This is a genomic window from Streptomyces sp. NPDC051207 (assembly GCF_040682395.1).
Lineage (GTDB): Bacteria > Actinomycetota > Actinomycetes > Streptomycetales > Streptomycetaceae > Streptomyces.
On record NZ_JBFBAX010000001.1, the window covers coordinates 86,662 to 110,139 of the forward strand.

Here is a 23,478-nt window from a genome sequence, read left to right on the forward strand (position 1 = left end):
CAGACGACCCTTCGCCGCGCCGGGCCCCGCGCCCCCACCTCACGCAGAGGAGCGGCCGATGAGCGCCCTCGCGTTGTCCGTTCTCCTCTCACTCGTGTCCGCCGTCGCCTACGCGGGCGGCGCGATCATGCAGGAGCGGGTCGCGGTGTCCTCCCCCGGGCAGACGTACGCGCCGCTGCGCCGGCCGGGCTGGTGGGCGGCGGTCGGGCTCAACGGCCTCGGCGGTCTGCTGCACGTGGTCGCCCTCGCCTACGGTCCGCTGAGCCTCGTCCAGCCGCTGGGCGCGCTCACCATCGTCTTCGCGCTGCCCATGGCGGCGCTGTTCGTGCGGCGCAGGGCCGGTGCGGCGGCGTGGCGGGGTGCCGTCATGGCGACCGTCGGCCTCGCGGGACTGCTGTCCCTGGTCGGCACGGCCGACGCGCAGTCCCTGGACACCGCCCAGCGGGTGGCCGCCGGCGTCGTCACCGCCGGCGTCGTCGTGGGGCTGATGGTCGCGGCCCGCGCGGCGCACCGTCATCCGGCGGTGCGCAGTGTGCTGCTCGCGGTCGGTTCCGGCATCGCGTTCGGCATGTCGTCGGTGTTCACGAAGACGGTCGCCGTCGACTGGACCGGCGGGGTGTCGGCCGGTGACCTGCCGTCCCTGGCCGCGATCGGCGTCTTCGCGACGGCGGGCCTGCTGCTGTCGCAGGCGGCCTACCGGGGCGCGGGCCTCGCGGCCCCGCTGGCCACGCTGACGGTCGTGAACCCGGTGGTCGCGGCAGCGGTCGGCATCACGATGTTCGGCGAGACGTTCCGGTACGGCACCACGGGCACGGCGCTCGCGCTGAGCTGCGGTGTCGTGGCGGCGGGCGGTCTGATCCTGCTGACGACGGAGCGGATCGCGCGGACGGAGGGCGCGGAGACGGAGCCGGTGGAGACGGTGCCGGGCGGCGCGGGCGAGAAGGAGCCGGTCCCGGCGCCCTCGCTTACCGGCCCTCAGCCGGCGGCGGCCGGCGCGCTGCGTGCGGAGGCGTTGGTTCCGGCGCCCGCGCCGTCCGTGGCGGACGGTGCCGGCGCCGAGGGTTCCCCCGGCGCCGGCCCGCGCTACTGCGCACCGCTCCACGGCGGCCCGTGGGTGCCGGTGATGCCGGTGCTGGACCGGCATCGCGTACGTGTCAGATGGTGACGCCGCCGGCCCGGAGATACGCCACCGGGTCGATGTCGCTGCCGAAACCGGGCCCGGTCCGCACCTCGAAGTGCAGATGCGGGCCCGAGCTGTTGCCCGTGTTCCCCGAGCGGGCGATCCGCTGGCCGGCGCCCACCGTCTGCCCGGCGCGCACGGAGATCGCCGACAGGTGGGCGTACTGGCTGTAGCGCCCGTCGTCGTGCCGGATGACGACCTGGTAGCCGAAGGAGCCGCCCCAGCCCGCGGTGACGACCCGGCCGGCGGCGATCGACTTCACGGACGTCCCGGTCGGGACGGGGAAGTCGATGCCGGTGTGGTAGCCCTTCGACCAGGAGGAGCCCGCCTGGTGGTACGGCGTGCCGAGGGCGGCGCTGACGGGGGCGACGACGGACTGGCCGCTTCCGGCCTTGCGGTCGGCCCGCTCCGGCGACGCCTTCCTCCGGCTGTCCTTCGGGGCTGCCTCCCGGGTGTCCTTCCGGGTCTCTCTTCGGGTGTCTCTGCGCGTGTCCTTCGCGCGGTCCTCGGCGGACGGCTTGGGCTTGGCGCGGGTGTGCGGGGTGTCCGACTCGCGGGACTCCGACGGCTTGACCGGCTTGGCGGTGCGCTTCGGCGGGGCCTCGGCGGCCCCGGCACGCAGCGACAGCCGCTGGCCCGGCAGGATCAGGTCCGGGTCGGGCCCGAGGGTCTTGCGGTTGGCGGCGTACAGGCCCTGCCAGCCGCCCTCGACGTGCCGCTCCTGCGCGATGCCGGAGAGCGTGTCGCCGCGGACCACCGTGTACATCTCGGTGCTTCCCACGCGTGACTGCGGCGTGGTCTGCGGGCGTACGTCCGCCTGGGACCGGGACGGCTTGTCCTGTTTCTCCCGGGCCTCGACCGGGCGGGCGCCGGGCGTGTCGCCACCCCGGGTGAGCCCGGCCCGCTCGGAGCACGTCGGCCAGGCGCCCGGCCCCTGGCCGTCCAGCACCTTCTCGGCGACGGCGATCTGCTGCTGCCTGGTGGCCAGGTCCGCGCGCGGCGCGTACGCCGTGCCGCCGTAGGCCGCCCAGGTGGACTGGGTGAACTGGAGCCCGCCGTAGAAGCCGTTGCCGGTGTTGATGTCCCAGTCACCGGTCGACTCGCAGGCGGCGACCTTCTCCCAGGTGTCCATGTCGGCGGCCTGGACGGTGCCGGTGCCGATGAACGGAAGGGCCATTCCGGCGCCGCCCGCCGTGACGGTGAGTGAGGCGCGGTTGATCCTGTTCGGCTGATACCGGCGGTGCCGGCCGCGCACGGCCATGATGCCCCCCATCGACAATGCGTCAGGAGCGGCAAAAGTAAGCGGCGCGAACATGCCGTGACAAGGCGGCAATCGGCCTACCGTTCGCGCCAAGTGGCCGGGAATGCGCCTTGGTTGGCCGGATGGGTGCGGGTGTGTGGCGGGACTCGGGGCCGTGGCGTGCGTACGGGCCCGGACGGCGTGCACGGTGTGCACACGGGACGCCGTGCGGACCGGTCGGTGGCCGGGCGGCGGGCCGTCGGCACGTCACGACGGCGCGAGCGGCCATACTGACGCGCACGACCGGCACCACATGTCGCAAGGTCCCCGGGACCTGCAGGAACTTCTAGGAGCAGGCGGTATGAGCACTGCAGCGCAGATCGGCGTCACGGGCCTCGCGGTCATGGGCCGCAACCTGGCCCGGAACTTCGCCCGCAACGGCTACACGGTGGCCGTGCACAACCGGACGACCTCGCGCACGCGCGCGCTGGTGGAGGAGTTCGGGGGCGAGGGCGAGTTCGTCGCCGCCGAGACCGCCAAGGAGTTCGTGGCGGCGCTGGAGCGCCCGCGGCGCCTGGTCGTCATGGTGAAGGCCGGTGAGCCCACGGACGCGGTGATCCGGGAGTTCGCGCCGCTGCTGGAGCCCGGCGACATGATCATCGACGGTGGCAACGCGCACTTCGCGGACACCCGGCGCCGCGAACGGGAACTGCGCGAGCAGGGCATCCACTTCGTCGGCACCGGCATCTCCGGCGGCGAGGAGGGCGCGTTGCACGGCCCGAGCATCATGCCGGGCGGCTCGAAGGAGTCGTACGAGTCGCTGGGCCCGATGCTGGAGAAGATCTCCGCGAAGGCGGCGGACGGCGCCCCGTGCGTCACGCACGTCGGCCCGGACGGCGCCGGTCACTTCGTGAAGATGGTCCACAACGGCATCGAGTACGCCGACATGCAGCTGATCGGCGAGGCGTACCAGCTGCTGCGCGACGTCGCCGGATACTCCCCCGCCGAGATCGCGGAGATCTTCCGCACCTGGAACACGGGCCGGCTCGACTCCTACCTGATCGAGATCACGGCCGAGGTGCTGTCGCACGTGGACGCGGCGACGGGCAAGCCGTTCGTGGACGTGGTGGCCGACCGGGCCGAGCAGAAGGGCACGGGCCGCTGGACCGTCCAGATCGCGCTCGACCTGGGCGTCCCGGTGTCCGGTATCGCGGAGGCGGTCTTCGCCCGCTCCCTGTCCGGGCACGCGGCGCTGCGGGAGGCCTCGCGCGGGCTGGCCGGACCGAAGGCGTCCCCGCTGGGCCGGTCGGAGGCGGGCGCGTTCGCCGACCGCGTCGAACAGGCGCTGTACGCCTCGAAGATCGTGTCGTACACGCAGGGCTTCCACGAGGTCGCCGCGGGCAGCGAGGAGTACGGCTGGGACATCGACCTCGGCGCGGTCTCCTCGATCTGGCGCGGCGGCTGCATCATCCGCGCCGCGTTCCTGGACCGCATCCGGGCCGCCTACGACGCCCGGCCCGACCTGCCGAGCCTGCTCGCGGACGAGACGTTCGCGCAGGAGATCGCCGACGCCCAGGACGACTGGCGCGAGGTCCTGATCGCCGCGACCCGCCAGGGCGTGCCGACCCCCGGCTTCGCGGCGGCCCTCGCCTACTACGACGCCCTGCGCGCCGAACGCCTCCCGGCGGCCCTCACCCAGGGCCAGCGCGACTTCTTCGGCGCGCACACGTACCGGCGCGTCGACCGCGAGGGGTCGTTCCACACGCTGTGGGGCGGGGACCGGTCGGAGGTGGCGGAGTAGGAGGAGCAGGTGGGGCGGGGCACCGGGTCATGGAGGGCGGAGGGCGGCGGTCTGCCGAGCGGAGGCGGGCCGCGGTGTGATCGGCCCGCCGAGGGCGGGCGCAGGGGCGGGGCGCGGCGCGGCCGACCGGCGCCAGGGCCCGCCCCCCTTGTTGCCCGCCCGTCCGTCCGTCCGCTCGGTTCAGCTCAGCGGCGGTCCCGGCTCCGGGCTGGGTACCGGCTCCGGGCCCGGCGGGACGGGTGACGGATCCGGAACGGGTACCGGACCGGGACCTGGGTGAGGTGCTGGGCCGGGCATCGGGTCGGGTGGTGGTGGCGGGGTGGGTTCCGGGCCGGGTGGGGGTTCCGGGGGCGGAACCGGGGTGGGCGGGGGCTGCGGGTCCGTCGGGTCGGGGCCCGGCGTGGGCCCCGGCGGGACGGGGCCCGGGAACGGGTTCGTCATCATGTCCTCCAGCCAGTCGGACGACTTCGGCCCTGGACTACTCCCCCGCCTACCCGGCACCGGCGCGGCCAGTCACACGACGGCATGACGCGCGACGGCCCAGTGGGCTACTGCCGCAGCGCCACCCGCGCACCGGCCGCGAGCCCTCGGCGCGGGCCGGAGAGCACCGGCACGGAGGTGGTGGTCAGCGGTCCGGCCGGGGCCATGGAGGCCTGGGCGAGGACGATCACGTCGGCGTCGGCGGCGGGGATCGCATCGGCGGCACCGGCGACCAGGCGCGCGCAGCGCCCGGCATCGCCTCCCTCGAAGGCCCGCCAGGCCTCGTCCAGTACGTGGGTCCGCACCGCGACGGGACGACCGGCACGGCCGGCCTCCTCTTCCACCAGGGCCACCGTCGGTCCGAGCGTGCTCCTCAGGGTGGCGAGGACGACGACGCGCGGCCCGAGGGCGACCGCGGCGGCGGCCATGGGGCGGTCGACGCGCAGGACCGGCACCCCGGCGTCGCCGGCGCAAGCCTCGGCGACGCCGCCGAGGGTGGAGCAGGTGCACAGCACGGCACGCGCCCCGTCGGCGGCGGCCCCCCGCAGGACGGCCAGGACGTCGCCCGCGACCGCCGCCGCCCCGTCCCGGCGGGCCCGGTCCAGCAACTCGGGCAGCACGACGTGGCGCAGCTCCAGCCCCGGATGGTGCTGGTGGCGCAGGGCGTCGAAGACGGGGACGTGGACGGGTGAGGTGTGCAGCAGGGCCAGCACCGCCGGGCCGCCTGCCGGTCTCAGAACCGGTCCGGGTGGGCCGTGAGCCGGCTCTCCGCCGCGCGCAGCAGCGCGGGGTCGGCGGCCGGGGCCCGGTCGGGGTGGCGCTCGGCCCACGTGACGACGTAGGGGCACAGCGGGGCGACGCGGACGCCCCCGGGGCGGGCGGTGGCGTAGCGCTCGCGAGCGAGGGAGCCGGCGATGCCCTTCCTCTCGTGGGCGGGCTCGACAACGGTGCGCACGGGGACGGGGGCGCGCCCCGGCGGCTCGAGGGCGACGTACTCGACGCGGCCGGCGACCTCGCCGCCGGCCACCGCCGCCGGACGGCCCGCCGCCCGGTCGTCGCGGATCTCGGTGTCGCTCATGGGCACGCTCCTCGCGCTGCGCCGGTCAGGCCGTCACGGCCTGCGGGCTGCGTTCCTGGTCCGAGCCCGGCACCGGCTCGGACGGGTCGGCACCCAGCGCCACGATCCGGTTGCCGCGGTCCACGTGGACGACCCGCGGCCGCAGCGCCCGCGCCTCGGCGTCGGTCACCTGAGCGTAACTGATGATGATCACCAGGTCGCCGGGGTGCACGAGACGGGCGGCGGCCCCGTTGATCCCGACGACCCCGGACCCGCGCTCGCCCTCGATGACGTAGGTCTCGAGGCGGGCACCGTTGGTGACGTCCACGATGTGCACGAGCTCACCGGGCAGCAGGTCGGCGGCGTCGAGCAGATCCGCGTCGATGGTCACCGATCCCACGTAGTGCAGGTCGGCCTGGGTGACCGTGGCGCGGTGGATCTTGGATTTGAACATGGTGCGCAGCATGGAGTGCTCCCAGAGGTCGGCTCCCTGCCTGCTCTTGCAGGTCAAGGGCGTTTTCTCACTGTACAACGGCACATGTGGCGGATCTCTGGGCGCGGACGGCGAGCTGACGGCAGCGCGGTGAGGTTCCGGACCGTCCGGTTGACGGGCGCACGAGCCGGGCGGGCGCCCATCGCCACAACGGGCCCCGGCACGGGCCGGGTGACGGGCGGGCGCATCACGGGCCCGGTGACGGGTGGACGAGGCCGAAGGCCGGCCGGTGACCGCCACCGCGGCCGGCCACCCGCTCTCCACTCAGGCCCCTAAGTCACCACACCGCGCGACCCACCCACCACACCGGACGATAAACGTTTCTTCGACGCATCCCGGCGTGCCCTCATTCCCCCGCCGCCCGTGCCCGGCGTGCCCCGCGCCGGCCCTTCTCGACCGCCTCGTGCAGGTCGGTCCACGCGGCGGACAGGCGGCGGGCGCTCTCCGTCTCCAGTTTGCGGGCGATCGCCTCGCCGTCGATGCCCAGGCGTTCGAGCCGGTCCCACAGTTCCCGGGCCACGCGGTGCCGGCCCATGAGGGTGTCGCCGCACAGGGTGAGGCGGCGGGTGGCGGCTTCCAGGGTGGGGAGCGTCATCGCGCTGACCGTGCCCCAGGTGACGAGCCGTTCCACGTACCGGGTGGGGGACGACGGGTCGGTCACGGCGGTGTCCGTCCACATCAGGCGTTGCGGGTGGGCCCCGGCGCAGGCCAGGGAGCGCCAGTGGCCGCCGCCGAACCAGTCGTCGTACACCTGGTAGAAGAGGCAGGCGCTGGCCACGGCCGCCTCGCCGCGCAGGGCGAGGGCGTCGGGCGTGCCCAGCTCCTCCAGCCGGGCGTCGACTTCGGCGTCCAGGGGGCCGACGGGCAGGGACACCGCCGAGGAGAGCACGGAGAGGCGGCGTCCCTCGGCACGGGCGCGCTGGAGGCCTTCCACGTAGGCGTCGAGGGCCTGACGGTAGCGCGACAGGGAGTAGACGGCGGTGACGTGGACGGGGATGCCCTCGCCGACGCACTCCCTGATCGCGGCGATGCCGTCGGCGGTGGCCGGCAGTTTCACCATCGCGTTGGGCCGGTTCACCGCGCGCAGTGTGCGTTCCGCCTCCGCGACGGCCGACTCCGGGTCGGAGGCGAGGCGCGGATCCAGGTCCGTGGAGACCAGGCCGTCGAGTCCGCGCGTGTCTCGGTAGACCGGCAGCAGTTCGTCGCAGGCGCGGCGGATGTCGTACGCGCACACGGCCCGTACCGCGTCGCCGTTGCAGATGTCGTCGCGGGCCAGGGCGGCGAGCTGGTCGCGGTAGGCGTCGTCGGTGCCGACGGCCGCGGCGAGGGCGGCCGGGTCCGAGGTGGCGCCCCGGACGCCGGTGTGCGCGACGAGGTGGGCCAGCCGCCCGGAGACCAGGTGGCCGCGGCTGAGTCCGTCCAACCACGGCGAGACGCCTTCCGCGACCAGTTCGTCCAGCTCCAGCGCGCCCGGTGGGCTCAGCCGGTCCGCCATGACGGGTCGTCACTCCTCGGTATGTCGGTCGCGGGTTCGAACATCAGGATCGAGGTTATCCAGGTGTGTTGGAGAAGAACTACGGGTGATGTGGCAGTTTGGCGCAAACTTGTTCTCGCTTCGACCTGATGAAGTACGGGCTATTTGACGAAGTGCGTCGATCATCATTGGCCAAACCTTAGCTCTCGGCTCAGGATCGGGAGGCGAACAGTCGGCCGGGAGTTCGACACGGAATGTCGGCACGGCCGCTCCGTCTGCCGAGGAGCACCCTGCGCATGAGCCACGTCGCCGTCTTGGCCAACTCCCCCACCGGGACTGTCCGTAACTCGTCCATCAAGCGTCTTCGGGGCGCACGTCACCTGGGTGAACGACCTGTTTTCCGGGCCTCGCCCGGCCGGGGTTCCGTCCGCGGCGCGGCTCGGGAGGTTCCCCCGCGCCTCGCCCGGCTGCTCGGCGCAATGGGGCCGCGAACGGGTCCGTGACGGCGGTTCCCGCTTTCCCCTGCCCTTCCGGCGCGGGGCGAACGGGAAAGCGGCACGCTGGAGCGAATAACGCGTCTTTTGCGGGCTGCATTGCCTGTTGCCGCCGCGGCACCGAAGCGGTCCGGGCCAGCCGAACAATTGCCCGCCTGTGGCGTTCCCGCGACTGTTTCCGGCGACCGGACCCATTTCGTGTGCCGGAAAGAGGGGGCGGGCGCGGGGCGGCGGGGCGGCCGACGCGTCCCGCGGCCTTCGAGCGGCACCCGCTCTCCGGCTCCCCGGTGGCCGACGGCCTCCGGTCCACGGCGGTGCCCGACCCGCCGGCCCACGTCCGACACCCGTACGGCCGCGCACCTCACGGGCCTCGACCGCCCCGGCGGTGGCGCGCCGGAGTCATGCATCCGCCAAAGGAGACACCAGTGGACGACGCGCTGCTCGACATCCAGGCAAAGGCCGCCCGGCAACAGCCCGAGTGGGGTGATCCGGCCCGGGTGCGGCAGATCAGGGAGACGCTGGCCGGCCGGGAGGGGCTCGTCGCCGCCGAGGACGTCGACACCCTGCGGTCGCTACTGGCCCGCGTCGCCGACGGGGAGGCCCTGGTCGTCCAGTCCGGGGACTGCGCCGAGGACCCGGCCGAGTGCACGCCCGGATACGTCGCCCGCAAGACGGCCGTACTGGACCTGCTGGTCGGGGTGCTGAAGATGATCACGCACAAGCCGGTGATCCGGGTGGGGCGCATGGCGGGCCAGTTCGGCAAGCCCCGCTCCAGCCCCACCGAACGGGTGGGCGGCGTGGAACTGCCCGCCTACCGCGGCCACTTGGTCAACGGCCCCGAGCCCGACCCCGAGAGCCGGCGGCCGGACCCGCAGCGCCTCCTGTCCTGCTACCGGGCGGCCCGCGAGATCATGACCCACCTCGGCTGGGGCGGCACCGTGCGGCGGCACTGGACGGAGCCGCCCGTGTGGACCAGCCACGAGGCCCTGATCCTCGACTACGAACTCCCCCTGGTGCGCCGGGACGAGCGGGGGCGGCTCGTGCTCACCTCCACGCACTGGCCCTGGATCGGCGAGCGCACCCGCCAGCTCGACGGCGCCCATGTCGCCCTGCTGTCCCGGGTCGCCAACCCGGTCGCCTGCAAGGTCGGGCCGAAGGTGACGGCCGACGAACTCCTCGGGCTGTGCGAACGGCTCGACCCGCGGCGGGAGAAGGGCCGCCTGACCCTCATCGCCCGCATGGGGGCCGCCGCCGTCGGCGACCGGCTGCCGAAACTCGTCGCCGCGGCACGCGAGGCCGGACACCCGGTGATCTGGCTGACCGACGCCATGCACGGCAACACCGTCACCCTGCCCGGCGGCCTCAAGACGCGCTTCGTGGAGACGATCGAGCGGGAGATCCAGGAGTTCCAGGAGGCCGTCCGCTCCGAGGGCGGCATCGACGGCGGGCTGCACCTGGAGACCACCCCGGACGACGTCACCGAGTGCGCCCCCAACGACACCTGCGTCGATCACGTGGCGGACAAGTACACGTCCTACTGCGATCCGCGCCTCAACCCGCGCCAGGCCGTCGCCGTCGCCTCGGTCTGGCTCGGCTGACGCCCCGCCCCGTCCACCCCGATCAGCACGCGCACGGCCGGCAGGCAGACACGTAGATGAGGAGGTCCTGACATGGACGGGAAGGTCGCACTCGTGACCGGAGCGGCGGGCGGCATCGGCGAGGCGGTGGCCCGCGCCCTCGGCGAACGCGGCGCGGTGGTGGCCGCCGTGGACCGGGACGCCGACCGGCTGCGGCAGGTGGCGGGCAAGCTGTGCGCGGACGGCCTGGAGGCGCACGCCCTGCCCGCCGACGTCTCCAGCGGCACGGACGTCGAGGCCGTGGTGCAGGAGGCCGAGGAGCGCCTCGGCCCGCTGGAGTACCTGGTCAACGGCGCCGGTGTGCTGCGGCTCGGCCACGCCCGCCACCTCACCGACGACGACTGGGCGACGACGTTCGCCGTCAACGCCACCGGCGTCTTCCTGATGTCGCGGGCCGTCGTCAACCGGATGCTGCCGCGCCGGCGCGGCGCGATCGTCACCGTCGCGTCCAACGCCGCCGCCACTCCGCGGGTGCAGATGGCCGCCTACGCCGCGTCCAAGGCGGCGGCGACGATGTTCACCAAGAGCCTGGGCCTGGAGGTCGCCCGGGACGGCATCCGCTGCAACGTCGTGGCGCCGGGCTCCACCAGCACCCCGATGCTCACGTCCATGTGGCACGACGAGTCCGGCCCGAAGCACACGGTCGAAGGGCAGCCGGACGCGTTCCGGGTGGGCATCCCGCTGGGCAGGCTGGCCAGCCCCACGGACGTCGCCCACGCCGTCGTCTTCCTGCTGTCGGACGAGGCCTCCCACATCACCCTGCACGAACTCACCGTCGACGGCGGCGCCGCCCTCGGCGCGTAGCCCTCACAGACGTCAGGCGACCAGGAGAAGAAGTCCATGGCAGGCATACCCGAGATCTCCCCGTACCCGATGCCGACGGCGGGCGATCTGCCCGACAACACCGCCCGCTGGGCCATCGACCCGCGCCGCGCGGTGCTGCTCGTGCACGACATGCAGCGCTACTTCCTGCGGCCCCTGCCCACCGGGCTGCGCGGGGAACTCGTGCGCAACGCCCAGCAGGTCCGCGAGCACTGCGCCGGGCTCGGCATGCCGGTGGCGTACACGGCGCAGCCCGGCGGCATGACCGACCAGCAGCGTGGCCTGCTGAAGGACTTCTGGGGGCCGGGCATGCGCACCACCCCCGCCGACCGGCAGGTGGTCGACGAACTGGCCCCGGCCCCCGGCGACTGGCGGCTCACCAAGTGGCGCTACAGCGCGTTCTTCCGCTCCGACCTGCTGGACCGGATGCGCGCCGCGGGCCGCGACCAGCTCGTGCTGTGCGGGGTGTACGCGCATGTGGGAGTGCTGATGACCGCCGTGGAGGCGTTCACCCACGACATCCGGACGTTCCTGGTGGCCGACGCGGTGGCCGACTTCTCGCAGCGCCACCACCGGCTGGCCCTGGAGTACGCGGCGCAGCGCTGCGCCGTCGTCGTCACCACCAAGGAGATCCTGGCATGACGGGCGCCCCGAACAACGACCTGCTCGGCCGGATCCTCAGCGACCGGCCCCCGGCCTCGTACGCCCTGCTGCACCGCCCCGAGTCGACGGGCCCGGGAGTCCTGGACGTCGTGGCCGGCGAGACGGCACAGCTGCGCACCCTCGCCGAACTGCCCCTCGGCGACGCCCCGGAGACCGGCGGAGGCCCCCGCCACGAGGTGCTGGCCCTGGTGCCGTACCGGCAGATCGCCGAGCGCGGCTTCGCCTGCCCCGACGACGGCACGCCGCTGCTCGCGATGACCGTCACCGGCCAGGCCACCGTGCCCGTCGCCGAGGTACTGGCCCGCGTCCCGGACCTGCCCGTCAAGCTGTCCGGCGGCCGTTTCGACGTGCCGGACGAGGAGTACGCCGACACCGTCCGCCGGGTCGTCACGGAGGAGATCGGCACCGGGGAGGGCTCCAACTTCGTCATCAAGCGCACCTACACCGCCGACATCACCGGCTACACCCCGCGGCACGGCCTGGCGGTCTTCCGGCGCCTGCTCCAGCGCGAGACGGGCGCCTACTGGACGTTCCTGGTGCACACCGGCTCCCGCACCCTGGTCGGCGCCACCCCCGAGCGGCACATCAGCCTGCGCGACGGCACGGCGGTGATGAACCCCATCAGCGGCACCTACCGCTACCCGGCCTCGGGCCCGGCCCTGCCGCAGGTGCTGGACTTCCTCGCCGACCGCAAGGAGGCCGACGAGCTGTACATGGTGGTGGACGAGGAACTGAAGATGATGGCCCGGATCTGCGAGTCGGGCGGCCGGGTGGTCGGGCCGTACCTCAAGGAGATGGCCCGCCTCGCGCACACCGAGTACTTCATCGAGGGACGCACCGCGCGCGACCCGCGCGACATCCTGCGCGAGACGCTGTTCGCGCCGACCGTCACCGGCAGCCCGCTGGAGAACGCCTGCCGGGTCATCGGCCGCCACGAGCCCCGGGGCCGCGGCTACTACAGCGGCGTCGTCGCCCTCATCGGCCGCGACGAGCGCGGTGAGCGCGCCCTGGACTCCTCCATCCTGATCCGCACCGCCGACATCGCCGGCGACGGCCGGCTGCGGATCGGGGTCGGCGCCACGCTCGTGCGCCACTCCGACCCGGCGAGCGAGGTCGCCGAGACCGCGGCGAAGGCGGCGGGGCTGCTGGCGGCCATCGAGTCCGGCGGGCCCTCCCGCTTCGCGAACCACCCCCGGGTCCGGGAAGCCCTGGAGCGGCGCAACGCCACCCTCGCCGGTTTCTGGCTGGGCAACGGCCAGGGCTCGAGCCCCGATCCGGCGCTGATCGGGCGCCGGGTGCTGGTCGTGGACGCCGAGGACACGTTCACGTCGATGCTCGACCACCAGCTGCGGTCGATGGGGCTGCGGGTGACGGTCAGCCGGTTCGACGAGCCGTACTCCCTGGACGGCCACGACCTCGTCGTGATGGGGCCCGGTCCGGGCGATCCCCGTGACACCGGCCATCCCAAGATCGCCCACCTGCGGGCGACCGTGCGGGCCCTGCTCGACGGGCGGCGCCCGTTCCTCGCCGTCTGCCTGAGCCACCAGATGCTCTGCACGCTGCTCGGCTTTCCCCTGGTGCGCCGGGCGGTCCCCAACCAGGGGGCGCAGAAGGAGATCGACCTGTTCGGCGTCCGGGAACGGGTCGGCTTCTACAACACGTTCGCCGCCCGCAGCCCGGAGGACAAGCTCGACTGTCAGGGGGTGGGCGTGGTCGAGATCAGCCGTGACCCCGGCACCGGCGAGGTGCACGCGCTGCGCGGACCGCACTTCGCGTCGATGCAGTTCCACGCCGAGTCGGTGCTCACCCAGGACGGCGTGCGGATCGTCGGCGACCTGATCAAGGAGGTCCTGGCCGGCGCGCCGGGCGAGGAGCACGCCACCGTCGGGCAGGTGGCGCGGGCCGGCCACGGGTCGATGCCGCGGTTCCGCGCCGGTCGCCGCGCCGGAGAGCCTTCCCGCCGATGAGGCCGTGACCGCCTCACGTCATGCCGCGGCCCGTCCCCGCGACCGCGACGGCGGGCCGCCGGGGACCGGACCGGCCAGCAACCGGTCCGGCGGGGCGGTCAGTTCGCGGCCGACCAGGGCGCGCAGTGTGCCGTAGGCGGAGGCGTCTCCGGCGAGGACGCCGCCGAGCAGGACCCGCCCGTCCGGGCCGAGGACGAGCTTCGCGTACGTACCGGCCGTGTCGTCGCGCAGGACGTACTCCATGGCGCCCTCGGTCTCGGCGTGGGCGTCGCCGAAGCTGGCCACGTCGACGCCGAGGAGCTTGAGCCTGGCGGAGGTGTCGGGGTCGGTGAAGGGGGCGGTGGGGCGGCCGAGCAGCTGGTCGGCGACCAGTTCGGCCATGCGGTGGCCGGGTGCGACCATCCCGTAGGTGCGGCCGCGGACGGCGGCGCACTCGCCGACGGCCCAGATGTGCGGGTCCCCGGTGCGGCACCGGTCGTCCACCAGGAAGCCGCCGCGTTCGCCCGTGGCGAGTCCGGCGGGCCGGGCCAGTTCGTCGCGGGGGCGCACCCCGGCGGAGAACACCACCAGGCCGGCGTCGACGGCGCTGCCGTCGGCGAGGGTGACGCCCGCGACCCGCCCGTCGGAGCCCGCGTGCACGGCCCGCACGGCGGTGCCGCAGTGCACGCGCAGCCCGAGGCCGCCGACGAGCCGGGCGAGCACCCGCGCCGCCCCGTCGTCGAGCTGCACCGGCATCAGGCGCGGGGCGAGTTCCACGACGTGGGTCCGCACCCCGAGCAGCCGCAGCGCGTTGGCGGCCTCCAGGCCGAGCAGCCCGCCGCCGACGACCACGCCGGGGCGTTTCTCGCGTGCCGCCGCGCGGATGGCGTCGAGGTCCGCGAAGGTGCGGTAGACGAAGCAGCCGGGCAGGTCGTGTCCCGGCACGGGCGGCACGTACGGCCGTGACCCGGTGGCGAGCACCAGGGCGTCGTAGGCGATGGTCGTACCGTCGGCGGTCGTGACGGTGCGGGCCCGCCGGTCGATGCCGGTGACCGGGGTGGCCGTCCGCACGTCCACCAGGGGGTCGGTGAGGAAGGCGTGGTCGGCGAGGGTCAGGTCGGCGGCGCTCCTGCCCTCCAGGTAGGACGACAGGGCGACCCGGTCGTAGGCGGGGCGGGGCTCCTCGGCCAGGACGACGGCACGCCAGGTGCCGTGCCGGTCGTGGGCCCGCAGGTGTGCCACGAGGCGGTGGCCGGCCATGCCGTGTCCGGCGACCACCAGGGTGCGCGGTGTGCGGGTCATGGGCCGTCGCCTCCTGCGGTCGCCGACGCCAGGACCAGCCGTACGTCGTCCGAGCAGCCGCCGCAGCCGGTGGTGGCCCGGGTCGCGGCGGTGACCCGGGCCAGGTCCCGGGCGCCGGCGCACCAGGCGCGCAGCAGGTCGGCCTTGGTGACGTGGTTGCAGTGGCAGAGCACGGCCTCGTCGGGCAGGCCGACGGGGCCGGGCCGTTCGGTGGCCGGGGTGCCCAGCAGGAGCCCGAGCCGGTCGGACGGCACCGGCAGGTCCCGTTCGTACAGCCGGCCGACCGCGGCGATGGCGCGCGGCAGGCCGACGAGGACCGCGCCGAGGATCCGCTCGCCGGACAGGGCGAGCCGGGCGTAGCGGCCCCGGGCGGGGTCGGACAGTGTCACGTGCCGGGTGGCGTCCGGCGGGTCGGGCGGGCCGAGGCAGGCCAGGTCGAAGCCGGGCGCCCGCAGCCGTACGACGGACCGGGCGGCGCGGTGCTGCGGGTCGCGGCCGGTGAGGGTGCGGGCGAGGGTCTCCGCCTGTTCCCAGGCGGTGGTGACGAGACCGGGCACGTCGCCGTCGGACTCCGCGCAGTCGCCGATGGCGTGGATGCGCGGGTCGCCGGTGCGCAGGTGCCGGTCGACGACCACGCCCGTGCGCACGGCGAGTCCGGCCCGCCGGGCGAGCGCGGTCTCCGGTTCGACGCCCGTGCACAGTACGAGTGTTCCGGCCGGGAGTATCTCCCCGTCGTCCAGGACCAGTTTGCCGGGCCGGTACGCCGCGGCGGCGCGCCCCAGCCGCAGCCGGGCGCCGCCGTCTCGCAGGTGACCGGCGAGCAGGGCGCCGGCCGCGTCGTCGAGCCGGTCGTCCATGGGGTGCGGCCCGGGGTGGACGAGGGTGACGTCCCGGCCGCGTCGCAGCAGCGCGAGCGTGGTCTCCGTACCGAGGATGCCGCCGCCGAGCACCACCAGGGGTCCGTCGGCGATCCGTTCGCAGTCGGCGAGGGTGCGCAGGGTGGTGGCGCCCTCGGCGAGCCGGCCGCCTGCGGTGAGCAGGCCGGGCAGGCGGGGGATGCGGGGCCGGGCGCCGGTGGCCAGCACCAGGTGGTCGTAGGGGTGGGTCTCCCCGGTGTCGGTGTGCACCAGGCGGCGGGCGCGGTCGACGGCGGTGACGGTGACGCCCGTCCTGACGCCGACGTCGTCCGGGGGGTGACGCAGGCTCAGGTCCCCCGCGGTGAGGGCGCCGCCGAGGAGGGACGTCAGGAGGACGCGGTTGTAGGCCGGGCGCGGCTCCGCGCCGAGCACGGTGACCGGGCCGCGGTGGCCGTGGTGGCGCAGGCGTTCCACGAGGCGGTGCGCCGCGGGGCCGTGGCCGACGACGAGGACGTGGCGGGGGGCGGGCATGGCGGGCCTCATGACGCGCCGGTGCCGGGTTCGATCCGCACGGCGCAGACCTTGAACTCGGGCATCCCGGTGCGGGGGTCGAGGGCGGTGCTGGTGATGAGGTTGGCCCGGCCGGGACCGGGATGGTGGAAGGGCAGGAACACCGTGTCCGTGCGCATGCTGCCGACCAGCCGCACGCGTGCCACCGTGGTTCCGCGGGCGGAGGTGACGCGGGCGGGTTCGCCCTCGCGCAGCCCGGCGCGTTCGGCGGTGTCGGGGTGGATCTCCACGAACGGTTCGGGCGAGGCGTCGTGGAGTTCGGCCACGCGGCGGGTCTGCGCGCCGGACTGGTAGTGGGCGAGCACCCGGCCGGTCGTGGCGTACAGGGGGTGGTCGGCGTCGGGTGTCTCGGCGGGGTCGCGGTGGTCGACCTCGGCGAACCGGGCGCGCCCGTCGGGGTGTGCGAAGCCGTCGAGGAAGAGGCGGGGCGTGCCGGGGTGCGGTGCGCCGTCCGGGGTGTCCGGGCAGGGCCAGTGCAGGGCCTCCCCCGCCTCCAGCCGGTCGTAGCTGATGCCGGAGTAGTCGGCCTTGCCGCCGCGGGAGGCGCGCCGCAGTTCCTCGAACACCTGGCGCGGCGAGGTGGGGTAGCGCTCCGCCGGTTCGCCGAGCCGGACCGCGAGGCCGTGCAGGACCTCCAGGTCGGTGCGCACGCCGTCCGGCGGCGGGTGCAGTCGTCTGCGGCGCAGCACCCTGCCCTCCAGGCTGGTCATGGTGCCGTCCTCCTCGGCCCACTGGGCGACCGGGAGGACCACGTCGGCCATCCGCGCGGTCTCCGACGGCACGAAGTCGGCCACCACCAGCAGGTCGAGGGAGGCCAGCCGCTCGCACACGTGGGCGGCGTGGGGGGCCGACACGGCGGGGTTGGAGCCGAACACCAGCAGGGCGCGCGGGCCGTTGTCGGTGCCGAGCGCGTCGAGCAGTTCGTAGGCGCTGCGGCCGGGGCCCGGCAGGGTGTCCGGGTCGGTGCCCCACACCCGTGCCACGTGGGCCCGCGCGGCCGGGTCGGTGATCATGCGGTAGCCGGGGAGCTGGTCGGTCTTCTGGCCGTGCTCGCGTCCGCCCTGCCCGTTGCCCTGCCCGGTCAGGCAGCCGTAGCCGCTTCCGGCGACGCCGGGCAGTCCGAGGGCGAGCGCGAGGTTGATGAACGCGGCGGCCGTGTCGGCGCCCTTGCTGTGCTGTTCGGCGCCGCGGCCGGTCAGCACGTACGCCCGTCGCGCCTCGCCCAGCAGCCGTACGGCGGCGCGCTGTTCGGCGACGGGGACGCCGGTGACGCGTTCGACGCGTTCGGGCCACCAGGTCACGGCGCGTCGCCAGGCTGCGTCGAAGCCGGTGGTGCGCTGCTGGACGTACTCCTTGTCGCACCAGCCGTCGCTCACGGCGAGGTGCAGCAGGCCGAGCGCCAGCGCGAGGTCGGTGCCCGGCACCGGTTGCAGGTGCAGCGCGGCGCGTTCGGCGGTCCTGGTGCGGCGCGGGTCGACGACGATCAGGTCGGCGCCCTCCAGGTGCCGCATCAGCGGGGGCATCGTCTCGGCGGGGTTGGCGCCGGCCAGCAGGATCGCGTCGGCCGCGCCGAGGTCGGTGACGGGGAACGGCAGTCCGCGGTCCAGGCCGAAGGCGGCCGTCCCGGCGGCGGCGGCCGAGGACATGCAGAACCGGCCGTTGTAGTCGATCTGGCTGGTTCGCAGGGCGAGCCGGGCGAACTTGCCCAGCAGGTAGGCCTTTTCGTTGGTGAGGCCGCCTCCGCCGAACACGGCGAGCGCGTCCGGGCCGTGCTCGTCGCGGATGCGCAGCAGCCGGTCGGCGACCGTGTCCAGGGCGGTGTCCCAGTCGGCCGGGGCGAGACGGCCGTCCGCGCCGCGCACCAGTGGCCGGCGCAGTCGGTCGGGGACGTCGAGCAGGGCGGGCGCGGTCCAGCCCTTCTGGCACAGGCCGCCGCTGTTGACGGGGAAGTCGGAGGGCTCCACCACGGTGCCCCGGGCGTCGTGGCCGAGCCGGGTGCCGCACTGCAGGGCGCAGTACGGGCAGTGGGTGGTCACGCTCGTGCTGGGCGGGGTGTCAGGCACGGGTGGCCTCCGACGACTCGGTGGCGCGCCGCGGGCCGGGCCGGCCGTCGGGCGTGGTGCCGTGCGGGGTGCGCAGGTAGACGAGGCGGGTGATGGCCAGGCACACCGCGTAGCAGGCCAGGAAGGACCAGAAGGCGGGCTCGCCGGTGCCCCGGCTGCCGTAGGACGCCCGGAAGGCCAGGTTGACGGCGACGCCGCCGAGGGCGCCGACGGCACCGGCGATGCCGATGACCGCGCCGGTCAGCCGCCGGGCGCGGGCGAAGGCCTCGTCGGCGTCGTGGCCGGCGGTTACGGCGGCCTCGGCCTGCCCGGCGAAGACCACCGGGATCAGTTTGTACGTGGAGCCGTTGCCGAGGCCGCTGAGCACGAACAGCACCGTGAACACGGCGACGAACATCGCGAGGGACTCGTAGGCCGAGGCCACCAGCAGCAGGCCGGTGCCCGCGCCCATGGCGAGGAAGTTCCAGTAGGTGACGCGTGCTCCGCCCCACCGGTCGGCGAGCCGGCCGCCCAGGGGCCGGGACAGCGAGCCGAGCAGCGGACCCAGGAAGGTGAAGCCGGCCGCCTCCAGCGGTGTGGAGCCGAACTGGTTCTGCAGGACGAGGCCGAAGGCGAAGCCGTAGCCGATGAACGAGCCGAACGTGCCGACGTACAGCAGGGAGATCCACCAGGTGTGCCGGTCGCGCACCGCCTCGCGCAGCACGCCCGGCCGGGCGGGGCCGGTGTCGATGTTGTCCATGCCGAGTGCCGCGAGGAGCGCGGCGAGGGCGATCAGCGGCAGGTAGGCGGCGATCACGTAGGCGGGGTGGGTGTCGCCGGCGGTGGCGATCACCAGCAGTCCGATCAGCTGGATCACCGCGACGCCCAGGTTGCCGCCGCCGGCGTTCAGGCCGAGCGCCCAGCCCTGGTGGCGCCGGGGGAAGAAGTGGGCGATGTTCGTGGTGGAGGAGGCGAAGTTGCCGCCGCCGACGCCCGCCGTCGCGGCGATGAGCAGGAACACCCACAGGGGTGTGCCCGGCCGCTGGACGAAGTACAGCGCCAGCAGCGCGGGCACCAGCAGGACGGCCGAGCTGAACACGGTCCAGTTGCGCCCGCCGAACCGGGTCACCGCGTGGCTGTACGGCAGCCGCAGCAGGGCGCCGACCAGGGTGGGGGTGACCACCAGCAGGAACTTCTCGCTCGGGGCGAAGCCCAGGCCGATGGCGGGGGACATGAACAGCACCAGGACCGACCACATGCTCCAGATCGAGAACCCGATGTGCTCGGAGAAGATGGACAGGACGAGGTTGCGTCGTGCGACGTGCCTGCCGGTGTGCTCCCAGAACTCCTCGTCCTCCGGGTCCCAGTGCTCGATGCGGGGTCGGGAGACGCTCAGTGCCGTCATCGGGGCAACTCCTCGGCCGGGGGGCGGCGTTCCGACGCGACGGCCGGGGCGTCCACGAGCACGTCGGACGGCTCCGGCTGCTGCGCGGGGTGACCGCCGCACCGGATGACGTCCGGGGACCCGATGTGTTCAACGTGGGGCGCGCACCTCATGGTTGGGGATTCTGGCGCAGTTGCCCCGCTCGCGTCCGTCCACGGCCCGGACACCGCCGCGGATCTGTCACATCGCAAGCACATCTGTCAGATCCGCTCCTGATGTCACGTCAGTTCGGCCGGGCCGGTTCCCGTCGGGAGCCCTCGCCCGGATCTCCTCGTTCATTACTCCGCAGCCGTCTCGAGAACGCCCACAGTCCTGATCGAGAAGGGCTTCCGCGGCCCCGGGTCACGGTATTTTTCACACCACCGCGGGTAGTCAGCCCGCACGGTCCGCGGACGGGCGGTCCACCCGGCCCGTGGACCACCGGGTGACGCATGCGGGGTCCGTGGTCTTCCCGGTCACGGCCCCGGGCGCGGCTGGTGGAACACTCGCAGGTGTCTTCCCGTTGTGCCGGCGGGAGCCGTGATCGACGGTTTCGGCCTTCGGGGGCCGTCACCGCCGGCGGTTGGGGAACGAGACACCGGAGGGGCCTCGTGTCGCACAAGAAGGACGAAGCGGCGGGCGCCGTTCTGGCACTGCTGGACCTGCTGGCCGGTGAGGGCCCGGCGAGCCGCTTCGAGGCACCCGTCGAACAGGCCCGCAGGCGGGGTGTGCGGGGGGCCGACCTGCGGATGGTGGAGCAGGTCAAGCGGCTCGCCCTGAGCATCCACGCCCGGCTGGACCGGCGTCAGCAGTGGAGCGCCGGTCTCACCTCGCTCGTCGACACCGCCTGCGACCTGGCCGCCCCGCACAGCGTCGAGGACACCCTCAAGATCATCACGCGCCGGGCGCGGCTGCTGCTGGGCGCCGACGTCTCCTGGGTGACCCGGCCCGCCGCGGACGAGCGGCTGTTCAGGCTGCACGCCCTCGACGGTCATGTCTCGATGCTGAACACCCGGATCCGATTACCGTGGGACGCCGGGCTCGCCGCGGCCGTACTGGCCCACCGCGCACCCCTGTGGACGTCCGACTACCTGACCGACGACACCTTCCGGCACGCCGACGGGCCCGACGAGTGGATCATGGCCGAGGGCCTGCACGCCGTGCTGGGCGTGCCGCTCAGCCGGGGCACGCGCCCGCTGGGCTCCCTGCACGTCGCCGACCGCAGTGTGCGGCACTTCTCCGCGGACGAGATAGCGCTGACGAGCATGCTCGCGGAGATCGGCGGGGTGGCCCTGGAGCGGGCCGTGCACCTGGAGGAGACCCGCGAGGACATGGCGGTCCTGCGGGACCGGGCGCTGCGCGCCGAGGCCGAACTGGCGGCCGCGCGCAGGGTCGCCGCGACGCAGCGGGAGCTGCTCGACCTGGTGCTCGGCGGCTGCGACCCGCACACCCTGGTGGAGGAGTTCCGGGCCCGGCTGGGCGCCTCGGTGCTGCTGTGCGGCGCGCACGGCACGGTGGTCGCCGGGGCCGGGGACATGCCGGAGGGCACGCGGGAGGCCGTCACGCGGGCCGCGATGGACGCCGGGCCGCTCGGCGCACCGGAGCCGTGGCTCCTGGAAGGCGGCGTGTGGTCCGTGCCGCTCTTCACCGGCAGTCACTACCTGGGCGCCCTGTGCGTCCACGCCGGCCCCGCCCTCACCGACGACGCGGCGGAGCTGCTGCGGCACGCGGCCGGGGCGGCGGCGGTGCTGCTGTTCCTGCACCAGGGCAGCGCCGCGGTCGCGGAGGGGCAGTTCCGCGACGAGCTGCTCGACGACCTGCTGATGAGCGCCTGCCGGCCCCGTGAGCAACTGGAGCGGCGCGCCCGCCGGCTGGGCATCGGCCTGGACCAGCCGTACGTCGTGGTCATCGCCCGCCCCGACGGCGGCGCGCAGGTGCGGGCGGTCACCTGGGCGTCCGCCTACGCGCGTCGCAGGAACGGCCTGAAGACCACGCACGAGGGCGACATCGTGCTGCTGCTGCCGGGCACCGAAGCGGGCGCCGCGGCCCGCGCGGTGCGCCACGAGCTGTCGTCCCTGCTGGGCCGTCCGGTGACGGTGAGCGGCTCCGGTCCCGTGTCGGACCCCGGTGCGGTCCTGCACGGGTACCGGGAGGCGGCGCGCTGCCTCGACGCGATGATCGCGCTGGGCGCGGTCGGGACGTCGGCGTCGACGCACGACATGGGGTTCGTGGGGCTGCTGCTGTCGGACCATCTGGACGCCGAGAAGTTCATCGAGAGCACCATCGGCGCCGTGCTCGACTACGACGAGCAGCGGCTGACGGAGCTGACCCGCACCCTGGACGCCTACTTCGACACCGGGGGGAGTCCCACGTACGCCGCCGAGCAGCTCCATGTCCATCCCAACACCGTGGCCCGCAGGCTGGAGCGGATCAGTGATCTGATCGGCTCCGACTGGCAGAAGCCGGAGCGGGCGCTGGAGGTCCAGCTCGCGCTCCGGCTGTCGCGGATACGGCGGGTCCTCAGGGAGCGCGGGGAGTCGGCCGGCCACCCTGCCGGGCGTCAGGACGCGTAACCGAGTTCGCCGTCGTCCGGGTCGCCGAGGGCCGCCAGGACGTGCGCGGCGGACGCGAGCGTGACGTGCCGGTGCCAGCCCCGGTAGGAGCGTCCGGCGAAGTCGCGGATGCCCACCTGGTCGGCGACCCGGGTGAAGTCCCGCTCGACCCGGTCGACCGTGCCGCGCAGCCGCATGAGGGACGCGGGCGGCACATGGGCCAGGTCGGTCAGCCACACCTCCGCCGGCCAGCGCCGGTCGTTCTCCCCGACGCCGAGCAGCAGGAGGTCACCGAGCCGCTGGCGCCGCCTGAGCGCGGCGCGCCGGCCGGGGGCGGCGGGCAGGGTGACGCGCACGGCGGCCACCAGCCCTGCCTGCGCGGCGGGTGTGCCGCTGCCGGCGGGCCACAGGACCGGCCGCCGCAGGGCCCGGCCGGCGCCCATGATCTGACGCACCGATCTGGTGGCGGCGCCGAAGCCGGGCAGCGCCGGGTCCGCCACGGACAGCCGCAGCGAGTCGCCCACCCTGAGCATCAGCGGCATCCGCGCGGCGCGGATCGCCGCCACGGCGGAGGCGACGTCGACCTCGCGGGCGTCCATCACGACGGGACGGGAGGGCAGTCCCCATCCCGCCGTCTCCAGGTAGGCCTGCGCGGCGCACTCGCCGAGGGACTCCGCGCACGCGTCGTCCGGTATCGACGCGCGCCGCCGCCGGTCCTCGTCGAGCCAGCCCGGGGAGAGCTGCAGCCGCCAGTTGACCGGCACGCTCGTCTCGTCGGAGACCGCCCACACGCCCACGGCCTGCTGGGCGTTGAGCATCTGCCCGTGCTCGGGGAAGAAGCGCCGCTCCACGCCCACGGAGTGCCGTCCGGCCTTCGGGATGACCATGGGGCGCACCACCCAGGCCTGGGGCGGGGCGGCACCGACCGCGAACCGGGCGAGAGCCCGGCGCACCGGCGCCCATTCCCAGCTGGAGTCGCTGATGAAGTGGTGCAGACTCTGCTCCGTCGCCCGCCCTCCGACCAGCGTGGCGATGTTCCGTATCGATTTGCGTCCCCGTACCTCCAACAGACCTCTTATGTACTCCATGCCCTTGCGACGTTGGTCGCTGCGGGGCAGGGAGGCGAAAAGGAGCGAGCACAACTCCGGCAACGACACGTTGCTCGAAGACACGTACGACGGCTCGCACGTGGTCGGACCATGCGCTTGATCGAGGCCCAGCGCGACCACTTTCATGAACGGACCTTCCATCGTGGGTAAGACGGGAGTCGATCCGAGGGGCTGCCCTGCCCCACCAATGTGCGGCAGTCGGGGCACGGTTCCCAGGTCCACGGAGCACAGGACGTGCGCCGGGGGACGGTGGCCGGACCAGCATCGCGCCCCGTACGTCCCCGCTGTCCCGTTCGTGGCGTGCCCGGCGGGGTGTGTCCGCACCACCCCTCCCCG

General features: G+C 74.3%; 17 protein-coding genes. 7 read left to right on the forward strand and 10 right to left on the reverse strand.

The genetic code is table 11. The features are described from left to right. Positions 1–58: 58 nt before the first annotated feature. Complete coding sequence (locus AB0M97_RS00410) at positions 59–1,165, forward strand: DMT family transporter (protein WP_365958419.1); 1,107 nt, start codon at positions 59–61, stop codon at positions 1,163–1,165. Here AB0M97_RS00410 and AB0M97_RS00415 read toward each other — a convergent pair. After that, positions 1,155–2,441, reverse strand: a complete 1,287-nt coding sequence (locus AB0M97_RS00415) for a transglycosylase family protein (RefSeq protein ID WP_365958690.1) — start codon at positions 2,439–2,441, stop codon at positions 1,155–1,157. The genes AB0M97_RS00410 and AB0M97_RS00415 overlap by 11 nt on opposite strands. A 340-nt stretch (positions 2,442–2,781) precedes the next feature. On the opposite strand from AB0M97_RS00415, the gene gndA reads away from it, so the two are divergent. Continuing rightward, a complete protein-coding gene (gene gndA, locus AB0M97_RS00420; protein ID WP_365958420.1) occupies positions 2,782–4,221 on the forward strand; it encodes an NADP-dependent phosphogluconate dehydrogenase in 1,440 nt (479 codons plus the stop codon). Positions 4,222–4,769: 548 nt separating this feature from the next. Here the strand turns inward: gndA and AB0M97_RS00425 are convergent. The 4 genes from AB0M97_RS00425 to tal all read right to left on the reverse strand — a co-directional run bounded on the left by AB0M97_RS00425 (position 4,770) and on the right by tal (position 7,746). Further along, entirely contained in the window at positions 4,770–5,414 is a 645-nt protein-coding gene (locus AB0M97_RS00425) for an aspartate/glutamate racemase family protein (RefSeq protein WP_365958421.1), read from the reverse strand. Positions 5,415–5,434: 20 nt separating this feature from the next. Beyond that, positions 5,435–5,779 (reverse strand): N-acetyltransferase, encoded by a 345-nt coding sequence (locus tag AB0M97_RS00430; RefSeq protein ID WP_365958422.1) that lies wholly within the window; start codon positions 5,777–5,779, stop codon positions 5,435–5,437. A gap of 25 nt (positions 5,780–5,804) precedes the next feature. Then, positions 5,805–6,224 (reverse strand): aspartate 1-decarboxylase, encoded by a 420-nt coding sequence (panD, locus tag AB0M97_RS00435; RefSeq protein ID WP_365958423.1) that lies wholly within the window; start codon positions 6,222–6,224, stop codon positions 5,805–5,807. Positions 6,225–6,597: 373 nt separating this feature from the next. After that, entirely contained in the window at positions 6,598–7,746 is a 1,149-nt protein-coding gene (gene tal / locus AB0M97_RS00440) for a transaldolase (RefSeq protein WP_365958424.1), read from the reverse strand. Positions 7,747–8,644: 898 nt separating this feature from the next. On the opposite strand from tal, the gene AB0M97_RS00445 reads away from it, so the two are divergent. The 4 genes from AB0M97_RS00445 to AB0M97_RS00460 all read left to right on the forward strand — a co-directional run bounded on the left by AB0M97_RS00445 (position 8,645) and on the right by AB0M97_RS00460 (position 13,308). Further along, entirely contained in the window at positions 8,645–9,817 is a 1,173-nt protein-coding gene (locus tag AB0M97_RS00445) for a 3-deoxy-7-phosphoheptulonate synthase (protein ID WP_365958425.1), read from the forward strand. 72 nt (positions 9,818–9,889) lie between these two features. Then, positions 9,890–10,660: a 2,3-dihydro-2,3-dihydroxybenzoate dehydrogenase gene (locus tag AB0M97_RS00450; protein WP_365958426.1), complete on the forward strand. Its 771-nt coding sequence runs from the start codon at positions 9,890–9,892 to the stop codon at positions 10,658–10,660. 36 nt (positions 10,661–10,696) lie between these two features. Further along, entirely contained in the window at positions 10,697–11,320 is a 624-nt protein-coding gene (locus AB0M97_RS00455; RefSeq protein WP_365958427.1) for an isochorismatase family protein, read from the forward strand. Next, positions 11,317–13,308, forward strand: a complete 1,992-nt coding sequence (locus AB0M97_RS00460; RefSeq protein ID WP_365958428.1) for an anthranilate synthase family protein — start codon at positions 11,317–11,319, stop codon at positions 13,306–13,308. Before AB0M97_RS00455 ends, AB0M97_RS00460 begins: the two co-directional genes overlap by 4 nt. An 18-nt stretch (positions 13,309–13,326) precedes the next feature. Here the strand turns inward: AB0M97_RS00460 and AB0M97_RS00465 are convergent, their stop codons facing one another. The 4 genes from AB0M97_RS00465 to AB0M97_RS00480 are packed head-to-tail and all read right to left on the reverse strand — an operon-like array spanning position 13,327 to position 19,463. Beyond that, the gene (locus AB0M97_RS00465; RefSeq protein WP_365958429.1) at positions 13,327–14,589 is read right to left on the reverse strand and encodes an FAD-dependent oxidoreductase; all 1,263 of its coding nucleotides are present in this window, start codon (positions 14,587–14,589) and stop codon (positions 13,327–13,329) included. After that, complete coding sequence (locus AB0M97_RS00470; protein ID WP_365958430.1) at positions 14,586–15,977, reverse strand: FAD-dependent oxidoreductase; 1,392 nt, start codon at positions 15,975–15,977, stop codon at positions 14,586–14,588. Before AB0M97_RS00470 ends, AB0M97_RS00465 begins: the two co-directional genes overlap by 4 nt. 8 nt (positions 15,978–15,985) lie before the next feature. Continuing rightward, entirely contained in the window at positions 15,986–18,079 is a 2,094-nt protein-coding gene (locus tag AB0M97_RS00475) for a molybdopterin oxidoreductase family protein (protein WP_365958431.1), read from the reverse strand. Then, a complete protein-coding gene (locus AB0M97_RS00480; RefSeq protein WP_365958433.1) occupies positions 18,072–19,463 on the reverse strand; it encodes a nitrate/nitrite transporter in 1,392 nt (463 codons plus the stop codon). The genes AB0M97_RS00475 and AB0M97_RS00480 overlap by 8 nt, the downstream gene beginning before the upstream one ends. Before the next feature lie 629 nt (positions 19,464–20,092). On the opposite strand from AB0M97_RS00480, the gene AB0M97_RS00485 reads away from it, so the two are divergent. Beyond that, positions 20,093–22,054, forward strand: a complete 1,962-nt coding sequence (locus AB0M97_RS00485; RefSeq protein WP_365958434.1) for a helix-turn-helix domain-containing protein — start codon at positions 20,093–20,095, stop codon at positions 22,052–22,054. Here the strand turns inward: AB0M97_RS00485 and AB0M97_RS00490 are convergent. Next, the gene (locus AB0M97_RS00490; protein ID WP_365958435.1) at positions 22,042–23,283 is read right to left on the reverse strand and encodes a transposase; all 1,242 of its coding nucleotides are present in this window, start codon (positions 23,281–23,283) and stop codon (positions 22,042–22,044) included. The genes AB0M97_RS00485 and AB0M97_RS00490 overlap by 13 nt on opposite strands. Positions 23,284–23,478 lie beyond the last annotated feature (195 nt).

What these genes read in the sequence shown, in the direction of transcription:
- AB0M97_RS00410 (WP_365958419.1), top strand. Translation starts at nt 59, where the DNA reads ATGAGCGCCCTCGCGTTGTCCGTTCTCCTCTCACTCGTGTCCGCCGTC.
- AB0M97_RS00415 (WP_365958690.1), bottom strand. Translation starts at nt 2,441, where the DNA reads ATGGCCGTGCGCGGCCGGCACCGCCGGTATCAGCCGAACAGGATCAAC.
- gndA (WP_365958420.1), top strand. Translation starts at nt 2,782, where the DNA reads ATGAGCACTGCAGCGCAGATCGGCGTCACGGGCCTCGCGGTCATGGGC.
- AB0M97_RS00430 (WP_365958422.1), bottom strand. Translation starts at nt 5,779, where the DNA reads ATGAGCGACACCGAGATCCGCGACGACCGGGCGGCGGGCCGTCCGGCG.
- panD (WP_365958423.1), bottom strand. Translation starts at nt 6,224, where the DNA reads ATGCTGCGCACCATGTTCAAATCCAAGATCCACCGCGCCACGGTCACC.
- tal (WP_365958424.1), bottom strand. Translation starts at nt 7,746, where the DNA reads ATGGCGGACCGGCTGAGCCCACCGGGCGCGCTGGAGCTGGACGAACTG.
- AB0M97_RS00450 (WP_365958426.1), top strand. Translation starts at nt 9,890, where the DNA reads ATGGACGGGAAGGTCGCACTCGTGACCGGAGCGGCGGGCGGCATCGGC.
- AB0M97_RS00455 (WP_365958427.1), top strand. Translation starts at nt 10,697, where the DNA reads ATGGCAGGCATACCCGAGATCTCCCCGTACCCGATGCCGACGGCGGGC.
- AB0M97_RS00460 (WP_365958428.1), top strand. Translation starts at nt 11,317, where the DNA reads ATGACGGGCGCCCCGAACAACGACCTGCTCGGCCGGATCCTCAGCGAC.
- AB0M97_RS00465 (WP_365958429.1), bottom strand. Translation starts at nt 14,589, where the DNA reads ATGACCCGCACACCGCGCACCCTGGTGGTCGCCGGACACGGCATGGCC.
- AB0M97_RS00470 (WP_365958430.1), bottom strand. Translation starts at nt 15,977, where the DNA reads ATGCCCGCCCCCCGCCACGTCCTCGTCGTCGGCCACGGCCCCGCGGCG.
- AB0M97_RS00480 (WP_365958433.1), bottom strand. Translation starts at nt 19,463, where the DNA reads ATGACGGCACTGAGCGTCTCCCGACCCCGCATCGAGCACTGGGACCCG.
- AB0M97_RS00490 (WP_365958435.1), bottom strand. Translation starts at nt 23,283, where the DNA reads ATGGAAGGTCCGTTCATGAAAGTGGTCGCGCTGGGCCTCGATCAAGCG.